Genomic DNA, 20,821 nt, shown 5'->3' on the forward strand with positions numbered 1-20,821 from the left:
CGGCTTAAAGTAGAGCTATGATAACCGCACCGGTACACACCCGCCCCATCACGCGCGCAGCCTACGCCGCCGACGCCTCCCACTACCTGCTGACCCCCAGCGCCGTGGTCGAAGCCCGCAGCGCCATCGAGGTCGCCGAGGTCTTTCGCGCCGCCCGCGAGCAGAACACTTCCGTCACGCTGCGCTCGGGCGGGACGTCGCTGTCCGGCCAGGCCTCCGGCGAGGGCTATCTCGTCGACGTGCGCAAACACTTCCGTGACATCGAGGTCCTCGATCAGGGCCGGCGCGTGCGCGTGCAGCCCGGCGCCACGCTGCGGCATGTCAACGCGCGCCTGCGGCCTTATGGCTATCAGCTCGGGCCGGATCCGGCCTCCGAGGTCGGCGCCACCATCGGCGGGGTGATCGCGAACAACTCCTCCGGCATGGCCTGCGGTACCGAGTTCAACGCTTATCGCACGCTCGAATCGCTCACCTTCGTGCTGCCCTCGGGCACCACCATCAACACCGCCGACAATGATGCCAACCAGCAGCTAAAAGCCCAGGAGCCCGAGCTGTGCGAAGCGCTTATGCGCCTGCGCCGCCGGATTCTGGGGAATCCGGCGTCGGTGCGGACCATCGAGAAGCACTTCGCCTTAAAGAACACGATGGGCTACGGGCTGAATGCTTTCTTAGATTTCGAGACCCCCGTTGACATCCTTTCCCACCTGCTCGTCGGCTCCGAGGGCACGCTCGCCTTCGTCGCCGAGGCCTACTTCCGCACCGTGCCGGTCGCGCCGAAGAAGACCACCGCGCTCGTGGTCTTCGACACCCTGCATGCCGCCACCAACACCCTGCCCGCGCTCGTCGACTCGGGTGCCGCCACCTTGGAGCTGATGGATCACACCTCGATCAAGGTGGGCCAATCCTGGGATAACGTGCCGGAAGAGATCACCGGCTTCGAGGTGCGCGATCACTCCGCCCTGCTCGTCGAATACCACGCCAACGCCGACGAAGAGCTGCGCGAGCTCAGCCGCCGCGGCGAGGAGATCCTGCATAACGCCACGTTCACCCAAAACGCCGCCGCGCAGGCGCGGGCGTGGAGTTTCCGCAAAGGGCTCTACGCGCAGGTCGCCGGGGCGCGTCCGGCCGGAACGACGGCGCTGCTGGAAGACGTGGCGGTGCCCGTCGATAAGCTAGCCGATACCTGCCAGCACCTCTCCGAGCTCTTCGATCAACACGCCTACCGCGACGCCGTCATCTTCGGTCACGCCAAAGACGGCAACATCCACTTCCTGCTCAACGACCGCTTCGCCGGCGAGGAAGCCCTAAATCGCTACAACGCCTTCAACGACGCCATGGTCGATCTCGTGTTAGGCCACGGCGGCAACCTCAAGGCCGAACACGGCACGGGTAGGGCGATGGCGCCTTATGTGCGCCGCCAGTACGGCGACGAGCTCTACGCCGTCATGCAGGAGCTTAAAGCCGCCTGCGATCCCACGAACACCATGAACCCCGGCGTCATTCTTGCCGAAGACCCCGACGCCCACCTCGAGAACATCAAACTCATCCCGAGCATCGACCCACAGATCGACGCCTGTGTCGAGTGCGGCTACTGCGAGTCGGTGTGCCCCTCGCGCGATCTCACGCTGACCCCGCGCCAGCGCATCGTTGTGCGCCGGGCGATGGACGCCGCCCGCGCGCAAGGTGACACCGAGACGCTGAAAGAGCTCGAGCGCGATTATGACTACTACGCCATCGACACCTGCGCCGCCGACTCGATGTGTGTTACGGCGTGCCCGGTGGGCATCGATACCGGCCGCTACGTCAAGGACCTGCGCAACCAGCGCGCCGGCGCCTTCAAGCAGAAGGCCTGGAAGACTGCTGCCGCCAACTGGAAGCTCGTCAACGCCGCGGCCTCCGCCACCATGACGGGAGTGAGCTTTTTGCCCGATGCGCTCGCCCGCGCCGCCACCGATGTCGCGCGCGCCGTGGTGGGCACTGACGACATGTGGCAGTGGCGCCCGGAGCTCGGCAAGGGTGGGCAGAAGCGCTCCCAGCTCGGCCAGGTTGTGGGCTCGCGCTTTCACGCCCCGCAGGCGGTCTACGTGCCGGCGTGCGTGCACCCGATGTTCGGCCGCGCCGAAGACTCGGACGGTGCCAGCCAGGCCTTCACCGCCCTGCTCGAGCGCGCCGGGATCACCCTCATCGTGCCCGACGAGATCGACTCGCTGTGCTGCGGCACCACGTGGTCGTCGAAGGGGCTGAACGAGGGCTATGAGGTGATGCGTCGCCACGCGGTGGACGTGCTTTCCCGCGCCACCGAGCACGGGCGCCTGCCGGTGGTGATCGACGCCTCGTCGTGCACTCAGGGCTTCAGCGGGCTGCTGGAAGAGGCCGGCATCACCGTCATCGACGCCATCGAGTTCACCGCCACCAACGTGCTGGAGAAGCTGGAGGTGAAAGAGCGCGTCGATACGCTCACCCTGCACCCGACGTGCTCGGCGACCCAGCTCGGCCTCGGGGAGGCGGTGATGCGCCTGGCCCGCGCCGCTGCGCGCGAGGTGAACGTGCCCACCGAGTGGAACTGCTGCGCCTATGCCGGAGACCGCGGCATGCTGCACCCGGAGTTGACGCGCTCGGCGACGCGTCGAGAAGCAGCACAGGTCGCCGCCTTCGACGCCAGCGCGCACGCCTCGACCAACCGCACCTGCGAGCTGGGGATGACGGCCGCGACGGGCAAGAGCTATCAGCACGTGCTCGAGATCCTAGAGCGCGCCACCCGCTAGGCTCACCCTCATGGGCACGTTAGATCTCGACATCCCCCGGCTGCGCGGGGAGCTCGCCGACACCGGCTTCAGCGATATTTCCTATACCGCATCGACCGGCTCGACCAACGCCGATCTCATGGCGGGCGAGGCGGTCCATCGCCGCGTGCTGCTCGCCGGGGAGCAGACCGCCGGCAAGGGCCGCCTCGGCCGGCAGTGGGTGAGCCCTTACGGCGGGCAGCTCATCTGCTCTATTTCCCTGATCGTGCCGGCGCGGCACTTCGATCACCTAGGCCTTTTGCCGATCGCCATCGGCACCGCACTTACCGACGCCCTGCCGCAGGCCAGCCTCAAATGGCCCAACGACCTGCTGCTGGACGGGCGCAAACTCGCCGGCATCCTCGCCGAGGCGGCGCCTTTGGATGAGGGCGGCTACCGCGTGGTCATCGGCTTCGGCGTCAACACGGGACTTCACGAGGCCCAGCTGCCCGTCGCCCACGCCACGTCGCTGCGGGTGGCAGGCATCGAGTATGACGCGACGGGGCTCGCGGCGGCGGTGCTTCGGGCCGTCGACCGGCGGCTGGAGCAGTGGTGGGATGATCGAGAAAAGCTTATCGACGACTACCGCCACGTCTGCGCCACCATCGGGCAAAAGGTGCGGCTGGACACGCCCAGCGGGCCCGTGGTGGGCACGGCGAGCGGGGTTGAAGCGGACGGGCGGATCATTGTCGACGGCGCAGCGTATGCGGCCGGGGACGTGACGCACCTGCGTCCGGGCGACTAGCGTTGGCGGGGATATGAGTTGGCCGAGAACTGATCACGACGAGGTTATCCGGGCGGATGTCACCACCCCGCCCGGGGTTCTCGCGTACCCGATGTTCGAGGCCATCGGCATAACGGCGTTTCTGTGGATCGCGATCGGGGTGCTTGATAACCCGCAGTTCGGGTTCTACGAGCCGACGCTGCGCTCCGCCCTGGTTATGGTGTGGGCGCTGCTTCTGCTGTGGCGTCTCGGGCTGCCCTTGATAAGGGCGCGGCGGCGCCGGGCGGTGGTGACGGATCAGCGCGTGATGATCCGGGCCGGTAGCCTGCGACCGCGCATCGACTCGATCCCGCTCTATGACATTCACAGCGTCCGGCGCTACAAGGGCGGGCTGAATATCGCGGTGTTCGGGCGCGACCGGCCGCTGTACTACCCGCACGTGGGTAAGGCGAAGAAGGTGGCGGAGATCATTAACTCCTCGTTGCCGCCGCGCCGGCCTTTCGCGCGCTGGTGAATCTAGCGCATGAGCTCCGGCGGGTCGATGGCCTCGGTAATCAGCGCGGCGGCGGCCTTGAGATCGTTGGTCTGCTTCTCGCTGAGGTTATCGAAGATATAGCGACGCACCGCGGCCACGTGTCCGGGGGCGGTGGCGGCGATTTTGTCTTTGCCGGCGTCGGTGAGCTCGGCGAGGGTGTAGCGGCCGTTGGTGGGATCGGTAACTCGGCGGGCCCAGCCGGCCTTTTCTAGGCGGGTGAGCACGCGGGAGAGGTGGGGCAGTTTCATGTTCGCCAGGCGGGCCAGCTCGCTCATGCGGATGGAGGAGTCTTGTGCCATGGAGATCTGCGATAAGGCGTTGTACTCGGTGAGCGAGAGATCGGAATCGCGGCGCAGCTGCTCGTCGAGGCGGTTGGGCAGCCACTCGAGGATCGACCAGATATTTAGCCAGGTATCCATCTCGGTGTCGTTGAGCCAGCGAGGGTTATCGGCGGAGGTCATGGGGCCATTATACATTGAGTTGACGAGTAAAGTTGACGGATCAACGGGAGGTGTTTAGAGTTGGGTTTACGCGTCAAGTCAGTGAGAAGGAGCGACCATGCCTGGCATTAAAAACCCCGAACTCCGCCTCGTTTTGGGCGGCAACACCTTCGGCTGGACCTCGGATCGCGAGACCTCGTTTGCAGTTCTCGACGACTTCCTGGCCGCCGGCGGCACCCACATCGATACCGCGGACATGTACGCCGCCTGGATCGATGAGAAGGGTGGACACTCCGAGACGGTGCTGGGCGAGTGGTTCCAGGCACGCGGCAACCGCGAGCGCGTGGTGCTGGCCACCAAGGTCGGCGGCCTGAAGCCCTATGACAACCAGCGCCGCGAGTCGGTGCAGGCCGCGCTGGAGGATGCGCTGCGGCGCTTGCAGACCGACTACGTGGACATCCTCTACAGCCACTACGACGACGAGAACGTCTCCATCGCCGAGCAGGCGAAGACCTATGACGAGCTGGTGCGCTCCGGCAAGGTCCGCGCCATTGGGCTGTCGAACTACTCGCCGGAACGCATGCGCGAGTTCTTCGCCTACGCCACCGAGCACGGCCTCACCGTGCCGGCGGTGATCCAGACGCAGTACAACCTCGTCCACCGGAGGGACTTCGAGCAAACCTTCCAGCTCTTAGCCGAGGAGTATGGTGCGGCGACGTTCCCGTACTTCGCGCTGGCCTCCGGCTTTTTGACCGGCAAGTACCGCACCCCCGAGGACCTGGAGGGCCGCGATCGCGCCGGGTTCGTCGAGGGCTATGCCACGCCGCCGGGCTTCGGGGTGGTGGACAAGCTGGTCGAGATCGCCGAGCAGCGCGGCGTCGAGCCCGCGAGCGTGCCGCTGGCCTGGCAGCTGGCGAAGGGGGCGAGCGCGCCGATCGCGTCGGCATCGAAGCCGGAGCAGCTGCCGGCGCTCACTGCCGCCGCGGGGCTGTCGCTTACCGACGTTGAGGTCGCCACCCTCGACGATGCTTCCTCTGTGTATGCGTAAGGGTTAAGAGCCTGAGGAAGTAGGTGTCGGCGGGAGGCTCGGGGCGCCGGTGTTGTTTCGCATCATCGGTGAAGCGCTAGGAGGGCGGCGGAAGGGCCGCTCTTCTTCTGTGTGCGCGCCGAGATCGTGGGGGTGGTAGCGATGGTGCGTTGGGCTGGCGGGGGGTACCTTGCTCTTCGGGGTGGGCGATGCGTCATTCCATGTGCTGTGGAAACGTTCAGCGCGGCTGGCGCCTGCAGAAATCAGTTTCCGTGAGGTGTGTTTGTGTATCTCAAAATGAAACGCACTGCTTGGTAAGAGTGACGCTTGGTTGACCGGAGGTGCGTCATTTATCGATCAGTGCAACTGCCGGCGAGTCTATCGGCACAATTACCTAGGTGACGTATTGCTCGTTTTAATTATCAGAGTAAAAATATTTCTCGAATCGTAGCGTTGTAGTTCAGAACTCGTGTCTCGAGTCCATCTACACCGCCTCGCGTGGGTTCCGAGAGTTACACATAATGAGTGAGTGTTCCGTCGGTTGTGAGTGCTGGCACTGGGATGGGTTATTCGTTAAGCCCAAACTCTGGGAGGAAAGCGGCGCTGAGAACGAGCTACTTTTTGCTCGCGACTGACATGCGGGGATGGGGCGGGTTAAACTCTCCTTTATGGCTAAACGCGAGACCCTGGAAGTGCTACGCACGTTCATGCAGGAAAGGGACTGGAACCAGTTTCATTCCCCAGAGAACCTTGCCAAGAGCATCGCCATCGAGGCTGGTGAGCTGCTCGAGTGCTTTCAGTGGAGTGCCGAAGCTGATGAAGTAGACGTTCGCGATGAGCTCGCGGACGTGCTTACCTATAGCCTTCTTCTCGCGGATCGGATGGGCCTCGACCCAGACGAAATCGTGCGGGAAAAACTCAAGATCACGGAGAAGAAATACCCGGTGGATCTGGCGTACGGGAAGGCCACGAAGTACACGAAAATTGATTCTACGGAGGATTAAGAGTGGTCGGTATTACGGGTAAACCGCATCCGGTTGTGGAGCGTTTCCCTTTCAGTCGTACTGAGCTGGATGAGTTCATTAGCCGAGCCGAAGCTAAAGGCGGCGAGGATGAGATTCTGCTCTTGAAGTACCCGACCGTGTACGTCGTGTACCGGAAAACCGGTGAGAACTATTCCGTCTATGTGGGAGAGACGAACAGCATCGTCCAGCGCACTGAAACGCACCTTACAGAAGGCAAAACCCGGCCCGCGGCTGCTCGCGTGGTGGAAGGGGAAGAGCCCGGAGAACTGGACGACGTGGAGGAAAAATCCAAGGCCGCGCGCTCCTACTGGGCAGATTTTCGGGAAGAGGGCTCTGAGATCTTCGTGATTGGGCACTCTCTCTTCAATAAATCCATGACCTTGGACGTGGAAGACAAGCTGATGCTTTTCCTATCCAGTAGCGAAGGTGTCGCCCGTGCCAATAAAGGTGCTCATAAAGGAGGAGTTGACCTACTCAACGCCCGAGGAAACACGCAGGGTCGGTATTTCACCGAGAAATACGTAGACGAGGCATTTAGTGCGATATGGCGAAAACTGCGACGCCACGACAAGAAACTGTTCCCACTCGAAAGCTTGATACGTCAGTCTGCGCTGTTCAAGGCTTCGCCATTCCACAAGCTCAACGAAGAACAGCTCACGGCAAAAGTTGAGATCCTCAAGGCTATCGATGCTGCCAGTCGTGAGACGGACCGCCAGCCCAGCACCCAGAGCGGAAAGCTTGTCCTAGTGAAAGGGGCTGCTGGGACGGGCAAGACGGTTCTGCTCAGCAGCGTATTCTTCGAACTGTTTCAGGATGAACCGGGAGCGGAAGAGTCGGTATTCGATTTCCAGAGTTTCGATGCCTATCTTCTGGTCAACCACGATGAGATGTGCACGGTGTACACGCAGATTGCGGAAACGCTCGGAATCTCCGACGGAAAGAATCTCCGTGTGATGAAACCCACCAAGTTCATCAACGAGCATGACCCCGCTAAACCGGTCGACGTCGTACTCGTGGACGAGGCCCACCTGCTTTGGACGCAGGGCAAGCAGTCTTATCGCGGCAAGAACATGCTCAAAGATCTTCTCGATAGAGCACGCGTGGTCATTCCCGTTTTCGACGAAAGCCAGATCATGGCGGGTAACCAATACTGGACGCCCGAAGAGCTGGACGCGCTGTATGAACGTGCCGATCACACAGTTTTGCTGAAGGAACAGATGCGTATCGATTCTGCGGGCCCAGCAGAAGAGTGGATTCGGTCCATCATTGACGATGGAGTCATTCATCCGGTACCGAAAGACTCGCGGTATGAGATCAGGGTTTTCGAATCTCCGCAGGCATTACATGAAACGGTGAAGCAACGAGCCCAGAAGGATGAGGAATCTGATTTCAAAAACGGAATTTCGCGGCTGATCGCTACCTATGATTGGGACTTCAAGCGCAGTGAGCGTGAGGATGGCCAGACCTGGGATGTGGTGATCGGTGGTTGGCGCTTGCCATGGAACAATCAGATCAGCAAGAAAGCGACGAAACGAGGCGAGAAGAAACGTTCTTGGGCAGAAAAAGGGTATACCCTCGACGAGGTTGGTTCCACCTTCACGGTCCAGGGATTTGATCTTAACTACGCCGGCGTGATTATAGGTCCTTCGGTGAAGTACCGCGAAGGCAGGATCGTTTTCGATGGCGAGGAAAGCAAGAATAAGGGTTTTACTGACAGGAGAACCATCGTCAAAGACGGCAAAAAGGTCAAAGTCTCACTGGTGGAGGAGCTACTCCGCAATCAGTTGAATGTCCTGCTGACACGGGGTGTGCATGGGCTTTATCTCTTCGCTGTGGACGAGGAACTGCAGCAGGCTCTACTCGCCGCCTCCCGTTAGGGTAGTGCCTTTTATGCAGCTATCTGGTTAGCGATGCGCTCGAGAGTCGTACATTCACGGTCATCTTGGCAAGGATTATTTCTGCGATAGGGGCGCGATGGGATTCCGCAATCTCTCTTAACCCCAGATGCTGTTCATCAGTAACCTGCAACGCAGCAGCATGGCATTAAACGCACCTGAAATCTATTTATACGACACTGCACTGGCTCGGTTTATGCAGACACCGCCAATAAATAAGCCCTACGGGGTGGCACACACCTCGTAGGGCCGTTTCAGGCGAAGGAATTCCTAACTGGCCTCTGAGCCGGCAGGCTCTTCCGCCGTCGACTTGTTCTTCTTGGCCGCCTTTTCTTCCGAGGCCGCGACCAGCTTGGAGCCGGTCAGGTCACCCACGATATTGGTCATGGTGCGGGCCATATCGAGGATCGCGTCGATACCCGCGACCAGGGCGATAGGAGCCATGGACATGCCGGTGGTTCCCACGGCCATCGTCAGCATGATCAGTCCGGCGCCAGGCACGCCGGCCGTACCGATGGAGGCCAGCACGCCGACCATCAGCACCGAGACGATTTCGCCGAAGGTGAGCTGGACGCCCAAGGTATCGGCGACGAAGATGACGGAGGCACCGACATAGATTGCGGTTCCGTCCATGTTGATCGTCGCACCCAGCGGCAGGGCAAAGGACGAGATCCTCTTCGGAACGTTGAGCTGGTTGGCGGCCCGAGTCGTGACGGGAAGGGTCGCCGAACTCGAGCGGGTGGCAATGGCGGTGAGCATCGGTGCGCGCGCGGCGCTGAAGAACTTGATGGGAGAGGCCTTAAAGAACCCGAGAAGCACTGCGTAGAACGCGAGCATGAGCAAGGTCGCGCCCACCACGACGAGGATGAGCTTGCCCAGTGGGACCAAAGCTTCAACACCGACCTCGCCGATGGAGACCGCGATCAGAGCCATGACGCCGATCGGGGAGTACTCCAGCACGCCGCGAACGAGGAGGAACACGATTTCCTGGCCGGTCTTGAAAACCTTGCGGATGATCTGTGCACCCTCGTTGATCTCCTTGTCTTCATGATCGTTCATGTAAGCAAGGGCGAAGCCTGCGATGAGGACGAAGAACATGATGGCGAGGATGTCGCCCTGCGATAGTGCGAGGAAGATGTTCTCGGGGAACATGTTGAGGAAGACGTCAGTCAGTGACGGTGCTTCCTCCGCTTGCTCCGCGCCGTTAGAGTCCACGCTGAGACCCCGGCCGGGGTGGACGAGCAGGGCAATGCCGAGTCCCAGTGCCATAGCGAAGAAGGTGGTCACGAGGTAGTAGCCCATGACCTTTCCACCGATGCGCCCCAAGTTCCTCGGAGTAAGAGAAGAGACGCCGAGGATCAGCGTAACGACGATGAGGGGGATCACCAGCATCTGGAGCAGACGCAGGAATAGGTCGCCGGCCGGGGCAAGAACCGCGGCCTGCTCACCGAACGTCAATCCGATGATGGTGCCGGCGGCAAGGCCAATGAGCAGCTTCCAGATCAGCGGAAAATTAAGATATGCGTTCGCTGTTGAACGCAGCATATTCCTTTTTGCCATGTCTCTCCTCGTGGTTCGGCGTGAGGAGTTCGAAGCCGGCTTTCTCCAATGCTTTCTTATACAGCTCTGCTTGCACCGTCGCTTCCGATGCCAAGAGGCCGATCTTCTTCGGGGTCGGCGAAAGCTGCTGCAGTTTGTAGACGGTGGCGTCGAGGATCGAGACCAGTTCAATGTTGACGTTCTTCACGACTTCAGGAAGGAACGCGTGCGCCCCGTTGCAGGGGACGGCGAATACGTCGGCCCCGCCGCGCTGGAACAGCTGGGCGCCGTCCAACAGGTGAGGGGTGGGATCCTCCCCGTTGTTGACAATTGCTTCCGTGCGGTCGGGGATGGTCGGGTTCGACCAGAGGAGCACTTTGGGGTGCTCCTGGTCGGTGGCCGCGTCCGTCGAGTCGACGAGCTTCTGGAGGAAATCTGCAGTTGCGGCTGGGCCCATTCCGCCCAGGACACCGATGGTTTTCATACCTACTCCACCATGATCGGGAATGTGTTCTGCGGCACTACTATAACTATCGGTGAATCCGGCAACAATTCACCCTATAGAGAAGGTGCAGGCGCCAGGCTGGGCGATCGCCGTACTGGACGTGTGCTCGGGCAACGCGCGTAGGATGGACAGGCGTGACTGATACCGCTGCACGCAACATCGATAATCCCGCCGCTCATGCCCCGGGCATGCCCGTGATCACCGTCATCGGTGACGGCCAGCTCGCGCGGATGTTGCAGACCGCTGCCATCGAGCTCGGCGCCTCGCTGCGCGTGCTCGCCGCGAAGCCGGATGCTTCCGCCGCGCAGGTCAGCGCCGATGTTCGGCTGGGCGACTACAAAGATCTCGACGATGTGCGCTTGGCCATCGAGGGCTCCGATGCCGTCACCTTCGACCACGAGCACGTGCCCAACGAGCACGCCAATAAGCTCATCGACGCCGGTTTCAACCTCCAGCCGCAGCCGGCGGCGCTCATCCACGCTCAGGACAAGCTGGTCATGCGCGAGAAGATGAAGGAGATTTCCGCGCCGGTCCCACCTTTCGCCGCGATCGAGTCGGTCGAGGACGCCACCGCGTTTTTTGATGAGGTCGACGGCGCCGTCTGCCTCAAGGCCCGCCGCGGGGGTTATGACGGGCACGGAGTGTGGTTCCCGTCGACGCGCGAGGAGGTGGAAACGCTCGTCGAAAAGCTGCTGGGCGACGGCGTGCCCCTCATGGCCGAAAAGAAGCTCGCGTTTACCCGAGAGCTCTCGGCGATGGTCGCGCGGACGCCTTCAGGTGAGGCGCGGCCGTGGCCGGTGGTGCAGTCTCGGCAAGAAAACGGCATCTGCGTGGAGGCCACCGCCCCGGCCCCGGACATGAGCGATGAGCTGCGGAAGCGCTGCGAGGTGCTGTCGGTGACCATCGCCGAAGAACTCGGGGTGGCCGGGGTTTTGGCCGTCGAGCTTTTCGAATACCTCGACGACAACCGCGAGCCCACCATCGCCGTCAACGAGCTGGCGATGCGCCCGCACAACACCGGCCACTGGACCCAGGACGGCAGCGTGACCAGCCAGTTCGAACAGCACCTGCGCGCGGTCCTCGACCTGCCGCTGGGGGATACGGCCACGCTGAAGCCGGTGACCGTCATGGTCAACACCTTGGGTGCCGATGCTTCGCCGGAGATGCCCGTCTACCAGCGCGTGCGCGAGGTCATGGCCCGTTTCCCGGAGGCGAAAATCCACCTCTACGGCAAGGACCACCGCCCGGGTCGCAAGCTCGGGCACGTCAACGTCACCGGCGAGGACCTCGATAACACCCGCGAGATCGCCGAGCTGGCCGCGCACTTCATCGTGCACGCCGAGTGGCGTGACGGCTACAGCGCCTAAGAACTGGAAAGGAAGGCAGGAAAATGAGCGATACCCCGCAGGTTGGCATCATCATGGGCTCGGATTCGGACTGGGATACCGTCGCCCCGGCCGCTGAGGTGCTCGCCGAGTTCGGTGTGCGCTTCGAAGGCGGCGTCGTCTCCGCCCACCGCACGCCGGAGAAGATGCTCGCCTATGCCAAAAAGGCCCACGAGCGGGGCCTGAAGGTCATCATCGCGTGCGCGGGTGGTGCCGCCCACTTGCCCGGCATGGTGGCGGCGGCGACGCCGCTGCCGGTGATCGGCATCCCACGCGCGCTGAAGGATCTCGACGGCCTCGATTCGCTGCTGTCCATCGTGCAGATGCCCTCCGGCGTGCCGGTGGCGACTGTCTCCATCGGCGGGGCGAAAAACGCCGGCCTGCTCGCCGTGCGCATCCTCGGCGCCGGCGATGCCACCTACACGCAGAAGATGGCTGACTACCAGCAGCAGATGGCCGCTGACGTCGAGAAGAAAGACGAACGCCTGCGCCAGCGCCTCCTCGGCGAATAGCCGAAAGCGCATGGAGAACATCCTCATCCTCGGTTGTCGCGTACGCCACAACCAACCGCGGCCCATGCTCGCCGCGCGGCTGCACCGCGCCCTGCCGCTTATCGACGCCCACCTGCGCACCCACCCTGCAACGCGCGTCGTCGTCAGTGGGGCAGGTGAAGCCGAGGTCATGGCCGCCTGGCTTTATGAGGCGGGAGTGCCGGGGGAGGCGGTGGTCGTCGAGAAGCGGGCGCGCAGTACGAACGAAAACCTAGAGAACGCGCATGCCCTGCTTCCCGAGACGACCCGCTGGCTGGTGGTCACCAGCGACTTCCACGCCCGGCGCACGCGGGTGTGGGCGTGGCATCTGCAGATCCCGGTGCGGGTGTTAACGGCAAAGACCCCGCGCAGTGCGCGTTACAAGCACTATCTGCGCGAGGTCTTTGCGTTTCCGCATTCGGTGCTGCGGGTGATCTGGCGGCGGCTGTGCGCCTGGCTGCGTGATTAGTTGCCGGCGGTGTTCTTGGCGGTCTGCGTGGTGCTCTCCGCGGTGCGCACGATCGCGATGACGAACTCCAGCAGCAGGCGGAGGCCGATCAGCTGGAGCAGGCCCCAGATCACCGGGACGATCCAGCCCACCAAGAACCACAGGATGCCGAGGGCGCCGGCGGCAAACACCGGGACCAGCCAGGCGGCAATGCCCACAAACAGGGTGCTCAAAGCGATGGCGATGGTCCCCAGGATGTAGATGAACTTCGCCCACTTCAACGCGATGAACGTCTCGAAGTTGAAGTCAAACAGCGCGGAGAAGAAGCCCTTGGCGTCCTTCTTCTGGTTCGCCTGGCCCACGTTGTAGGAGTTGTCGCCGTAGGGCTGCAGGCTGCCGCTAGTGGAGGACTGCTGGTTGCTGCTCGGGTAGGGCTGCTGGCCGTAGCCGAACTGGTTGTTGTTGTCGGAGGAGCCCCACGGGGCTGCGCCCTCGTTGTTGTCGCCGGGGTTGTTCTCGGGGTTATGTGGGGTGCTCATGAGTAACTGACCATCCTTTAGATCTTCCTATAGGGACGGGGGTCAGAGTACTTTGGTTGATAAAGATTGCAACTTGGCTTTTGGTTATCGGGGCTGGCGATCCTCCATGTTCTGGTCGATGGCCCGGAACGTTGTCTGCCACGCTTCCCGGATAGTTTGTGCCGGGCTTTTCGCTAGGCGTTCCTTTGTGCGTAGTGGCCGCGGGGTGATCTCCATGGTGTCTACTCCGCGCTGGCGTGCTCGGAGAGTCGCTCGGTGAATTGTGCTCATGGTGCTCTCCTCATTAGATAAGGGCAATAGTGGTCAGAGTAGTTTGGTTGGAGAAATCTGCAACGTGACTTTCTCGTTCTCTGCGATCTCCGCGATCCGCTCGGTGCTGGCTGTGCCAGTGACGATGACACTCGATCCGCCCGCGGCTAGTGGTGCGAGCACCGCATCGGTGAGCTGCTCGTAGGTCTCCCAGCCCTGCGCGAGGACGCGGTCGGCGGTGGTGGGGGTGATGGCTTCGTCGAGACGCGGGGCGTCACCGAAGTACTGGTCGCCGTAGAAGCGGACGATGGGGCCGAAGTCGAGGGAGTCGTCGGGAAGCTCGCCGCCGGATTCCTCGATGCCGCGCCCGAAAGGGTCCTTAGAGACCAGCACCGTCTCAACACCCTTGGCCGCCCAGGCGTCGTGGCGCTCGAGCGTGGTGAAGCAGGCGGCGACGCTGCCGGCGTGCTCGGCGCCAATCAGCTGCGGCTCGATGCGCGCGGCCAAGGCGCCTAAGACTGTCACCGCCGCCTGCCAGCTGGCGGGCAGATCGACGGCGATGGCCTGGCCTGGGGTGAGGTCGAGTTCCTCGACCAGCATGTTGGCGATCTTCGAGGCCCAGTTATCCAACGTCTGGGCGGAGAAATCGAGCCGGGCACCGGTGGTCTCGTTGTAGACCGTCAGGCGCGGGGCGGCGGGGTCGGTGGAGAGGAGGTGCTCAAGAAGTTTCATATCCGCCCACTGTAGAGACAATCGGTGCGACACTAGATTTGGTGCGGATAGTATGCCAGCATCATATGTGCGTGCACGTGGAAGCGACAACGCCTTAAACACACCAGGAAGGCTCAATCATGACACCACACGCGTCGGCAGATAAGTCTCGATTCACTATTTACAAAATCATCGCGTGGTGTTGATCGCCCTCGTGTGGGTTATCACTCCCTTCATGGGCGACCGGGTCCCGCCGATTTTCAGCTGGGGATATGTGGCCCTATTCATCGGCGCCGCTATCTTCGGTGTCGTGGTGGCGGTGCGCTCCCGCGCCTGGCCCATCCTGTTGGTGCTCGTGCTGCGGTTCTTCCCGTTTAAATAGGCGCGGGGCTTCCGGGTCGGCTTAGTTCACGCAGCGCGGGCCGTCGCCGCCGGCATCGAGCTCGGGGTTGTCTTCGGCCTGGCCGTAATCGGCACCCGGGGTGCCCACCTCGTCGGTCTCGTCCGCGTCCTCCTCGCCGGTGTCCTCGGAGGCGTACTCGCCGCTGCCGATGGGCTCGGCCGTCGGGCCGGAGTACTCGCTGTGGCCAACGACGACGAGCGTGTTCTCATCGAGAGTCTCGTTCGGGGTGATCGGCAGGCCGCCGAGCATCTCGGAAAGGGACTGGGCGGCCTCGCTGTCGGGGTTGGCGGCCACGATCTGGCTTTCGAAATAGATGCCGTCCTGCGCGTTGGTCGTCTCTGCGATCTTAAGACCGGCGCCCTCCAGCCAGTCGCCAATGTTGTTGGCCAGCCCGGCAATCCCGCCGGCGTTAAGCACGTGCACCTCTACGCTTTCGAGCGCCGGGTTGAGCTCCGGGGCCGCTTCGGCCTCGGCGCCCGCCTCGGCCTCGGCTTGTGCGCGCTCTTCTTCGGTGACAACCAAATCTTCGAAGAACTCGTTGACCTCGCTCTGATCGACGGTGACGATCGACTCGCCATAATCGCCGGTGCCGTCGACGGAGGTGACGGGGATCGTCGTGAAGGTGACGTTGCCCGCCGCGAGATCCGCCAGCTGGTTCGCGAAAGACATGATGTCCCAGTCCTCATCGAGCACGACGGAGCGCTCCACCGCATCCGCCATATCGGAGAGCTTGCCCGGGTTGGTCAGGGTGCCGGTGGACAAGACCTTATTCACCAGCGACGCCATATACGCCTGCTGGCGTACGATGCGATCGAAATCGCCGCGCGGCAGATCGTGGCGCTGGCGGACGAACGCGAGCGCCTCATAGCCGTCGAGGGTCTGGCGGCCGGCGGGGAAATCGGCACCCGAGTACGGGTCGTTGACCGGGTTGCGCAGGCACACCTCCACGCCGCCGACGGCGTTGGTCAGATGCACGAAGCCGTGCAGGCCGACTTCTGCGTAGTGATCAATATCCACGCCCGTGAGATCCCGAATCGCCGCGATCAACCCCGCGCGGCCGGCCTCGGTGGCCTGCTGCTCGATCTCCTGCTCGCTGAGCGCCTCGCCGGAAGCCTCCAGCTCCGCGCGGCGCTGATCCCGGTGCGCAGCGAAGACCGCGTTGATCTTCATGTTCCCGAATTCTTCGTCATGAATATAGGTATCGCGTGGGATGGACACGGCGGTCGCCTCCGAGCCATCGGCCGGCACGCGGATAACCATCATGGTGTCCGTGTTCTGCTCGCCGTGATCGAATCCGGCGTTCAAACGCTCGAGCTGTTCGTCGGGGAGGGGTTCGCCTTGGGCGTCGGTACGCGAGTCAGTACCCACCAGCAAGATATCGACGGCACCATCCGCTGTCGCCTCACCCTCGCCGCCCAGAGCCAGGTTCTGTGCCGAGGCGACATCGTTGCCCAGCTGACCGATGGTGAAATACCCCATACCGGAGACCACCAGCGCGATGACCGACGCCATCACCACGATCACCTTCACGGGCAAAGGGCCCGCTTGCTGCAGAGACGTCGACGTCGTCGGGGCGGGCTGAATCTCACGAATCGGGCGCTGGCGGTCGGTCACGGGTCAGGGTCTTCTCCAAATAAACGCTCAGGTGCTTGAGGGCACTCTTGTTTTAGTCCGGATTGTATTGCATAACGCGCAACGACAGACAATGCTGCGCCCGACATGTCGGCCCCAACCTCTCCGCCGGGTGTGCCCGTGGGCGCTAGCATGAGTTTCATTGTGACTAACGATGAAGCTACGAAGCCGTCCGCGCCGCTCGGCGTCGTGACGGTCACCTATTCCCCCGGACACCACCTCGCGGAGTTCTTGGACTCGCTGGCCTCCGGCTACTCCGGCGAGACTTATGTGGTGCTCGCCGACAACGGCTCGACCGATGGCGTGCCCCAGGCCGCTGCCCGCGCCGAGCGGGTCGAGTTCCTCTCGACGGGCGGCAACCTCGGCTACGGTGCCGCCATCAACGCGGCCGCGCGCGTGCTGAGCCCGATGCGCGAGCGCGGCGAGATCAACGACGAGTTCTTCCTTATCTCTAACCCGGATGTCACCTTCAGCGCCGGTGCGGTTGATGAACTGGTGGCGTGCGCGCGGCGTTGGGAATCTGCGGGCTCGGTGGGCCCGCGCATCGTGGAGGCCGACGGCTCGACGTATCCGTCGGCGCGCTCGGTACCGACGCTGGGCGTAGGCATCGGACATGCCCTGTTGAGCCAGATCTGGCCGGGCAACCCTTTTAGCGCGCGCTACCGCGCGGATGCCGACATGTCTCACGAGCGCACCGCCGGCTGGCTGTCCGGCTCTTGTGTGCTCGTGCGCTGGTCGGCGTTCGAGGAGGTCGGCGGCTTCGACGAGCGCTACTTCATGTACCTCGAGGACGTTGACCTCGGCGATCGCTTGGGGCGCGCCGGCTACGACAACGTTTACACCCCGTTGGCGCGCATCCACCACGACCAAGGGCACTCCACCAAATCCCGCAGGCACTCCATGCTGCCCGCACACCACCGCAGCGCTTATCGCTTCCTTGCCGATCGCTACCGCGCCTGGTGGCAAGCGCCTCTGCGTTTCTTACTCGCCGCCGGGCTGAAAGCGCGCGGGTTCCTGCTCACACGGGTGGGGTAGGGGTGTTTGGGGGTTTGCTGGGCGTTCTCATGACGTGATAGCGCTGGTCGAAAGCAGCCACCCCTAAAGGAGTACAGGTTTCGACCGCGTTTCGACCGCGTGGGACTCGTTTATATGAGGGTGCTTTCGACCAGGCGCCTGGTTAAGCGGCGTTTAAGTTTCTGCTGTGACGGATGGGGTGGTGTGTGGATTGAGGTGGCGCTCCTGGGCGCCTGCAGGCTTTCGGTTAGCTCGCGTGCGTGTTGCGCTATCGCTGGTCGAAAGCAGTCACCCCTAAAGGAGTGTTGGTTTCGACCGCGTGGGACTCGTTTATATGAGGGTGCTTTCGACCAGCGCGAGCGCAACATGGATCCCGGAGGGGTTGGATGCTTAGCGTCGCCGGCCAGTCGCACTATCCGTCCCACCGGCCCCTTCTGTAGGGCTCCCGCAGTCCGTCAGTCCTACCCTGGCATGCAGCGCTACCGCTGGTCGAAAGCAGTCACCCCTAAAGGAGTGCTGGTTTCGACCGCGCGAGACTCGTTTATATGAGGGTCCTTTCGACCGCGCGCGCCAAAGCACTACCGCCGCATGATCTTTAGCCCCACTCCATGCCAACAACCCACCCACCAACCCCAACGAAAACCCCAACGAAAACCCGCCGCCGACCGGCGGGGCACCCCCGCCGCGAAGCGCGAAACCAGTAGCGTGTATCGGACATGAACCGGATAGATTCGGAGAGTTCGATAATGGCCGTGCGAGACGACGTTGATGCGGTGATTCTGGTCGGTGGTCGTGGTACCCGCCTGCGTCCGCTGACGATCAACACCCCGAAGCCGATGCTCCCGACGGCGAATGCGCCGTTTCTGAAGCACCTGCTAGCGCGCATCAAGGCGGCCGGGATCACGCACGTGGTGCTGGGCACGTCGTATAAGGCGGAGGTCTTCGAGGATTACTTCGGCGATGGCTCGGACATGGGCCTGGAGATTGAGTACGTCGTCGAGGAGGAGGCCCTCGGCACGGGCGGGGCGATCCGCAACGTCTGGGACAAGCTGCGCAACGACACCGTCATGGTCTTCAATGGCGACGTGCTGGGCGATACGGATCTCAACGCGATCCTCGAGACGCACACCTCCAAAGAGGCTGATCTCACCATGCATCTCGTGCGCGTCGGCGATCCCCGCGCCTATGGCTGCGTGCCCACGGATGTCGACGGCCGCGTCACCGCCTTCCTCGAAAAGACCGAGGACCCGCCGACCGATCAGATCAACGCCGGCTGCTACGTCTTCCGTCGCGAACTGATCAAGGACATCCCGCAGGGGCGCGTCGTCTCCGTAGAGCGCGAGACTTTCCCGCAGTTTTTGGAAAGCGGCCGCCGCGTGATCGGCCACGTCGACGTCTCCTACTGGCGCGATATGGGCCGCCCGGACGATTTCGTCCACGGCTCCTCCGACCTGGTGCGCGGCGTCGCCCGCTCCCCGCTGTTGGAAGGCAAGACGGGCGAGGCGAACGTCGACGAGACCGCCGGCGTTGCCGGGGGAGTGCTGCTTTTGGGCGGCACCTCGGTGGGGCGCGGCGCGGAGATCGGTGCGGGCTCGCGTATCGACGGCTCCGTCATCTTCCCCGGCGCCACCATCGAGCCGGGCGCGGTCATTCGCGACTCGATCATCGCCGCCGGCGCCACCATCGGGGCGAACGCCCGCCTGTCGAATGCGGTGATCGGCGAGGGCGCCCAGATTGGTGCGCGCTGTGAGCTGCGCGATGGCATGCGCGTCTGGCCGGGCGTGGTGATCCCGGATAACGGAGTGCGCTTCTCGACGGACGCCTAGCCGACACGCCGAGACACGCAGGGTTTTCTACCGCGTGGTAGATCTTGAAATTTCGACCACAACATGTAGTACCCCCGGGTTGCACCCCCAACCCTGTGAATGTGTGAATGGTGTGACGGATGTGAAAGTCAACCTGCATTTTTCCTGAATCTCCACGCCAACCTCCGGATTCAGGTTGACGATATTTAGTGCCCGGCGGTTTAATCACATTGGTGTAAGCAAATCATTGCCGACGGCGCACCCGCCGGCAAACCTGACGGAGAAAGGAACCGGCGTGGAAGGTATGGCTGACGGCGTCATTCTCCGTGGTGGAGCAGCAGCCCAGATGTCACTCGACGAACTGTTCGGCGCAGTCGAGCAGGAATGGCAGGACCAGGCGTTGTGCGCCCAGACGGATCCGGAGGCCTTCTTCCCGGAGAAGGGCGGATCGACGCGCGAGGCAAAAAGGATCTGCCAGGCATGCCCCGTCCGCGATGAATGTCTCGAATACGCACTCGAGCACGATGAGCGCTTCGGCATTTGGGGTGGTCTCTCTGACCGTGAGCGCCGCCGCCTCAAGCGGCAGATTGGCTAGCGCACAAAGCTAGAGCTGGAAGTCGGGATCGATATCCCGCGGATCTAAGTTGAGGTAGTTCGCCACCAAGGCGGTGAGCACCCAGGTAAGCAGCTCGCGGCGCTCCTGGGGCGTTTCGGCGCGGCGTTCGATCGGCCGGCGAAAGACGACGAGCCGCGCGCGGGTCGGGTTGCCCGCGGTATCCACACCCGGCGCTAGAACGCGGCCTAGGGGGACAGGCCCGTCGGCGACGATGTCGTCGGGAAGCACCGCACTCGAGGTATCCAGGCGCATCCGGGGAATGGTGTCCACCGCCAGATCCAGCCCGGATAGCTGATCGGGGAAGCGGTTGTGGATCGGGGCGTAGGCCTCGAGGGTGATCATGTCGAACTTCTCCGAGCGCGTGCGATACCGCGGGATCGACTGTGGCACGAGCGGGCCGCGCGCACCGCGGCCGCGGCGGTCTCGGAAGGTTCGGGTATGCACGGCTCTCACCCTAAAACACCCGCCGAGAAACCATTGTCTCGACGCGCCGAGACCGCCCAGGTGTCCAAATCTCAACTTAAGGTTTAGACTTAGTCGCTGTGACACAGTTTCGTCGATGCTCTCGCCCCGGCTGCGGCAAGCCTGCCGTCGCCACCCTGACGTACGCTTATGCCGAGTCGACGGCCGTCGTCGGCCCGCTCGCCCCCAACGCCGAGCCGCATTCCTGGGACCTGTGCGAACACCACGCCAGCAAGATCACCGCCCCCCTCGGCTGGGAGATGCTGCGCGTCGACGAGATCGACATCGACGACGATGACGATCTCACCGCGCTCGCCGAAGCCGTCCGCGAGGCCGGCCGCGTGACCTCCGGGCTCGTCGAAACCGAAGGCGACGACCCCATCGAGCGCCCTAGCCCCGCCCCGGACCCGGCCGATCCGGCCAGCTCCAGCCACCCGGTCTTTCGCACCAAACGCATCGCCGACGACAACCAGCGCCGCCGCGCGCACCTGCACGTCGTGAGGGACAACGAGGCGGAAGACTAGACTCTGACCAGATAGTTAAAGCGTCAGAAA

21 protein-coding genes are annotated in these 20,821 nt (G+C 63.0%); 14 read left to right on the forward strand and 7 right to left on the reverse strand.

The features are described 5' to 3' along the window. The first annotated feature begins 17 nt into the window (after window positions 1–17). The 3 genes from C3B44_RS02560 to C3B44_RS02570 are packed head-to-tail and all read left to right on the forward strand — an operon-like array spanning window position 18 to window position 4,021. Window positions 18–2,765 carry an FAD-binding and (Fe-S)-binding domain-containing protein gene (locus tag C3B44_RS02560; RefSeq protein ID WP_108430994.1) on the forward strand — a complete coding sequence of 916 codons (2,748 nt, stop codon included), beginning with the start codon at window positions 18–20 and terminating at the stop codon, window positions 2,763–2,765. Window positions 2,766–2,775: 10 nt separating this feature from the next. Further along, window positions 2,776–3,528: a biotin--[acetyl-CoA-carboxylase] ligase gene (locus C3B44_RS02565; RefSeq protein ID WP_108430995.1), complete on the forward strand. Its 753-nt coding sequence runs from the start codon at window positions 2,776–2,778 to the stop codon at window positions 3,526–3,528. A gap of 13 nt (window positions 3,529–3,541) precedes the next feature. Then, window positions 3,542–4,021, forward strand: a complete 480-nt coding sequence (locus C3B44_RS02570) for a hypothetical protein (protein ID WP_108430996.1) — start codon at window positions 3,542–3,544, stop codon at window positions 4,019–4,021. A 2-nt stretch (window positions 4,022–4,023) separates the two neighbouring features. On the opposite strand, the gene C3B44_RS02575 is transcribed toward C3B44_RS02570, so the two are convergent. Beyond that, entirely contained in the window at window positions 4,024–4,503 is a 480-nt protein-coding gene (locus C3B44_RS02575) for a MarR family winged helix-turn-helix transcriptional regulator (RefSeq protein ID WP_108430997.1), read from the reverse strand. A 97-nt stretch (window positions 4,504–4,600) separates the two neighbouring features. Here C3B44_RS02575 and C3B44_RS02580 point away from each other — a divergent pair, with 97 nt between their 5' ends. From C3B44_RS02580 to C3B44_RS02590, 3 genes are all read left to right on the forward strand, one after another. Then, the gene (locus tag C3B44_RS02580) at window positions 4,601–5,530 is read left to right on the forward strand and encodes an aldo/keto reductase (protein WP_108430998.1); all 930 of its coding nucleotides are present in this window, start codon (window positions 4,601–4,603) and stop codon (window positions 5,528–5,530) included. Window positions 5,531–6,177: 647 nt separating this feature from the next. After that, window positions 6,178–6,513, forward strand: a complete 336-nt coding sequence (locus tag C3B44_RS02585) for a nucleotide pyrophosphohydrolase (protein WP_108432523.1) — start codon at window positions 6,178–6,180, stop codon at window positions 6,511–6,513. Window positions 6,514–6,515: 2 nt separating this feature from the next. Beyond that, window positions 6,516–8,411: a DNA/RNA helicase domain-containing protein gene (locus tag C3B44_RS02590; protein ID WP_235840431.1), complete on the forward strand. Its 1,896-nt coding sequence runs from the start codon at window positions 6,516–6,518 to the stop codon at window positions 8,409–8,411. A gap of 288 nt (window positions 8,412–8,699) precedes the next feature. Here C3B44_RS02590 and C3B44_RS02595 read toward each other — a convergent pair whose 3' ends face one another. After that, window positions 8,700–9,974 (reverse strand): dicarboxylate/amino acid:cation symporter, encoded by a 1,275-nt coding sequence (locus C3B44_RS02595; RefSeq protein WP_199222415.1) that lies wholly within the window; start codon window positions 9,972–9,974, stop codon window positions 8,700–8,702. Next, window positions 9,943–10,452: an aspartate/glutamate racemase family protein gene (locus C3B44_RS02600; RefSeq protein WP_108431000.1), complete on the reverse strand. Its 510-nt coding sequence runs from the start codon at window positions 10,450–10,452 to the stop codon at window positions 9,943–9,945. Before C3B44_RS02600 ends, C3B44_RS02595 begins: the two co-directional genes overlap by 32 nt. A 155-nt stretch (window positions 10,453–10,607) precedes the next feature. On the opposite strand from C3B44_RS02600, the gene C3B44_RS02605 reads away from it, so the two are divergent. Genes C3B44_RS02605 through C3B44_RS02615 form a run of 3 tightly spaced genes read left to right on the forward strand, consistent with a single transcriptional unit; the run spans window position 10,608 to window position 12,857 of the window. Continuing rightward, the gene (locus C3B44_RS02605) at window positions 10,608–11,840 is read left to right on the forward strand and encodes a 5-(carboxyamino)imidazole ribonucleotide synthase (RefSeq protein ID WP_268876430.1); all 1,233 of its coding nucleotides are present in this window, start codon (window positions 10,608–10,610) and stop codon (window positions 11,838–11,840) included. Window positions 11,841–11,863: 23 nt separating this feature from the next. Beyond that, on the forward strand, window positions 11,864–12,370 hold the full coding sequence (gene purE, locus C3B44_RS02610; protein ID WP_108431001.1) for a 5-(carboxyamino)imidazole ribonucleotide mutase: 507 nt from the start codon (window positions 11,864–11,866) through the stop codon (window positions 12,368–12,370). A gap of 10 nt (window positions 12,371–12,380) precedes the next feature. Then, the gene (locus tag C3B44_RS02615; RefSeq protein WP_108431002.1) at window positions 12,381–12,857 is read left to right on the forward strand and encodes a YdcF family protein; all 477 of its coding nucleotides are present in this window, start codon (window positions 12,381–12,383) and stop codon (window positions 12,855–12,857) included. Here the strand turns inward: C3B44_RS02615 and C3B44_RS02620 are convergent. Next, complete coding sequence (locus C3B44_RS02620) at window positions 12,854–13,375, reverse strand: DUF4282 domain-containing protein (RefSeq protein ID WP_108431003.1); 522 nt, start codon at window positions 13,373–13,375, stop codon at window positions 12,854–12,856. The two genes, C3B44_RS02615 and C3B44_RS02620, sit on opposite strands and share 4 nt — an antisense overlap. Window positions 13,376–13,678: 303 nt before the next feature. Beyond that, window positions 13,679–14,356, reverse strand: coding sequence for a TIGR03089 family protein (locus C3B44_RS02625; protein ID WP_108431004.1), 678 nt, complete (start codon window positions 14,354–14,356; stop codon window positions 13,679–13,681). A 175-nt stretch (window positions 14,357–14,531) separates the two neighbouring features. Here C3B44_RS02625 and C3B44_RS02630 point away from each other — a divergent pair, with 175 nt between their 5' ends. Beyond that, window positions 14,532–14,717 carry a hypothetical protein gene (locus C3B44_RS02630; RefSeq protein WP_108431005.1) on the forward strand — a complete coding sequence of 62 codons (186 nt, stop codon included), beginning with the start codon at window positions 14,532–14,534 and terminating at the stop codon, window positions 14,715–14,717. A gap of 21 nt (window positions 14,718–14,738) precedes the next feature. Here the strand turns inward: C3B44_RS02630 and C3B44_RS02635 are convergent, their stop codons facing one another. Then, entirely contained in the window at window positions 14,739–16,352 is a 1,614-nt protein-coding gene (locus C3B44_RS02635) for an LCP family protein (protein ID WP_199222416.1), read from the reverse strand. 150 nt (window positions 16,353–16,502) lie between these two features. On the opposite strand from C3B44_RS02635, the gene C3B44_RS02640 reads away from it, so the two are divergent. The 3 genes from C3B44_RS02640 (at window position 16,503) to C3B44_RS02650 (ending at window position 19,784) form a co-directional block, all read left to right on the forward strand. Continuing rightward, window positions 16,503–17,405 (forward strand): glycosyltransferase family 2 protein, encoded by a 903-nt coding sequence (locus C3B44_RS02640; RefSeq protein WP_108431006.1) that lies wholly within the window; start codon window positions 16,503–16,505, stop codon window positions 17,403–17,405. Between the two features lie 725 nt (window positions 17,406–18,130). Next, entirely contained in the window at window positions 18,131–19,210 is a 1,080-nt protein-coding gene (manB, locus tag C3B44_RS02645) for a mannose-1-phosphate guanylyltransferase (RefSeq protein ID WP_108431007.1), read from the forward strand. Between the two features lie 325 nt (window positions 19,211–19,535). Beyond that, complete coding sequence (locus C3B44_RS02650) at window positions 19,536–19,784, forward strand: WhiB family transcriptional regulator (RefSeq protein WP_199222420.1); 249 nt, start codon at window positions 19,536–19,538, stop codon at window positions 19,782–19,784. A gap of 9 nt (window positions 19,785–19,793) precedes the next feature. On the opposite strand, the gene C3B44_RS02655 is transcribed toward C3B44_RS02650, so the two are convergent. Then, the gene (locus C3B44_RS02655; protein WP_108431009.1) at window positions 19,794–20,249 is read right to left on the reverse strand and encodes a metallopeptidase family protein; all 456 of its coding nucleotides are present in this window, start codon (window positions 20,247–20,249) and stop codon (window positions 19,794–19,796) included. Window positions 20,250–20,347: 98 nt separating this feature from the next. Between C3B44_RS02655 and C3B44_RS02660 the strand changes: the two genes are divergently transcribed. After that, window positions 20,348–20,791, forward strand: coding sequence for a DUF3499 domain-containing protein (locus C3B44_RS02660; RefSeq protein WP_108431010.1), 444 nt, complete (start codon window positions 20,348–20,350; stop codon window positions 20,789–20,791). The last annotated feature ends 30 nt before the right edge of the window (window positions 20,792–20,821 follow it).

It is taken from the genome of Corynebacterium yudongzhengii, from assembly GCF_003065405.1.
GTDB lineage: Bacteria > Actinomycetota > Actinomycetes > Mycobacteriales > Mycobacteriaceae > Corynebacterium > Corynebacterium yudongzhengii.

Excerpts from the sequence above, each read along its gene's own strand:
- C3B44_RS02595 (WP_199222415.1), bottom strand. The coding sequence starts at position 9,974 with ATGCTGCGTTCAACAGCGAACGCATATCTTAATTTTCCGCTGATCTGG.
- C3B44_RS02570 (WP_108430996.1), top strand. The coding sequence starts at position 3,542 with ATGAGTTGGCCGAGAACTGATCACGACGAGGTTATCCGGGCGGATGTC.
- C3B44_RS02565 (WP_108430995.1), top strand. The coding sequence starts at position 2,776 with ATGGGCACGTTAGATCTCGACATCCCCCGGCTGCGCGGGGAGCTCGCC.
- C3B44_RS02575 (WP_108430997.1), bottom strand. The coding sequence starts at position 4,503 with ATGACCTCCGCCGATAACCCTCGCTGGCTCAACGACACCGAGATGGAT.
- C3B44_RS02585 (WP_108432523.1), top strand. The coding sequence starts at position 6,178 with ATGGCTAAACGCGAGACCCTGGAAGTGCTACGCACGTTCATGCAGGAA.
- manB (WP_108431007.1), top strand. The coding sequence starts at position 18,131 with ATGGCCGTGCGAGACGACGTTGATGCGGTGATTCTGGTCGGTGGTCGT.
- C3B44_RS02625 (WP_108431004.1), bottom strand. The coding sequence starts at position 14,356 with ATGAAACTTCTTGAGCACCTCCTCTCCACCGACCCCGCCGCCCCGCGC.
- C3B44_RS02650 (WP_199222420.1), top strand. The coding sequence starts at position 19,536 with ATGTCACTCGACGAACTGTTCGGCGCAGTCGAGCAGGAATGGCAGGAC.
- C3B44_RS02560 (WP_108430994.1), top strand. The coding sequence starts at position 18 with ATGATAACCGCACCGGTACACACCCGCCCCATCACGCGCGCAGCCTAC.
- C3B44_RS02620 (WP_108431003.1), bottom strand. The coding sequence starts at position 13,375 with ATGAGCACCCCACATAACCCCGAGAACAACCCCGGCGACAACAACGAG.
- C3B44_RS02600 (WP_108431000.1), bottom strand. The coding sequence starts at position 10,452 with ATGAAAACCATCGGTGTCCTGGGCGGAATGGGCCCAGCCGCAACTGCA.
- C3B44_RS02615 (WP_108431002.1), top strand. The coding sequence starts at position 12,381 with ATGGAGAACATCCTCATCCTCGGTTGTCGCGTACGCCACAACCAACCG.
- C3B44_RS02640 (WP_108431006.1), top strand. The coding sequence starts at position 16,503 with ATGAGTTTCATTGTGACTAACGATGAAGCTACGAAGCCGTCCGCGCCG.
- purE (WP_108431001.1), top strand. The coding sequence starts at position 11,864 with ATGAGCGATACCCCGCAGGTTGGCATCATCATGGGCTCGGATTCGGAC.
- C3B44_RS02580 (WP_108430998.1), top strand. The coding sequence starts at position 4,601 with ATGCCTGGCATTAAAAACCCCGAACTCCGCCTCGTTTTGGGCGGCAAC.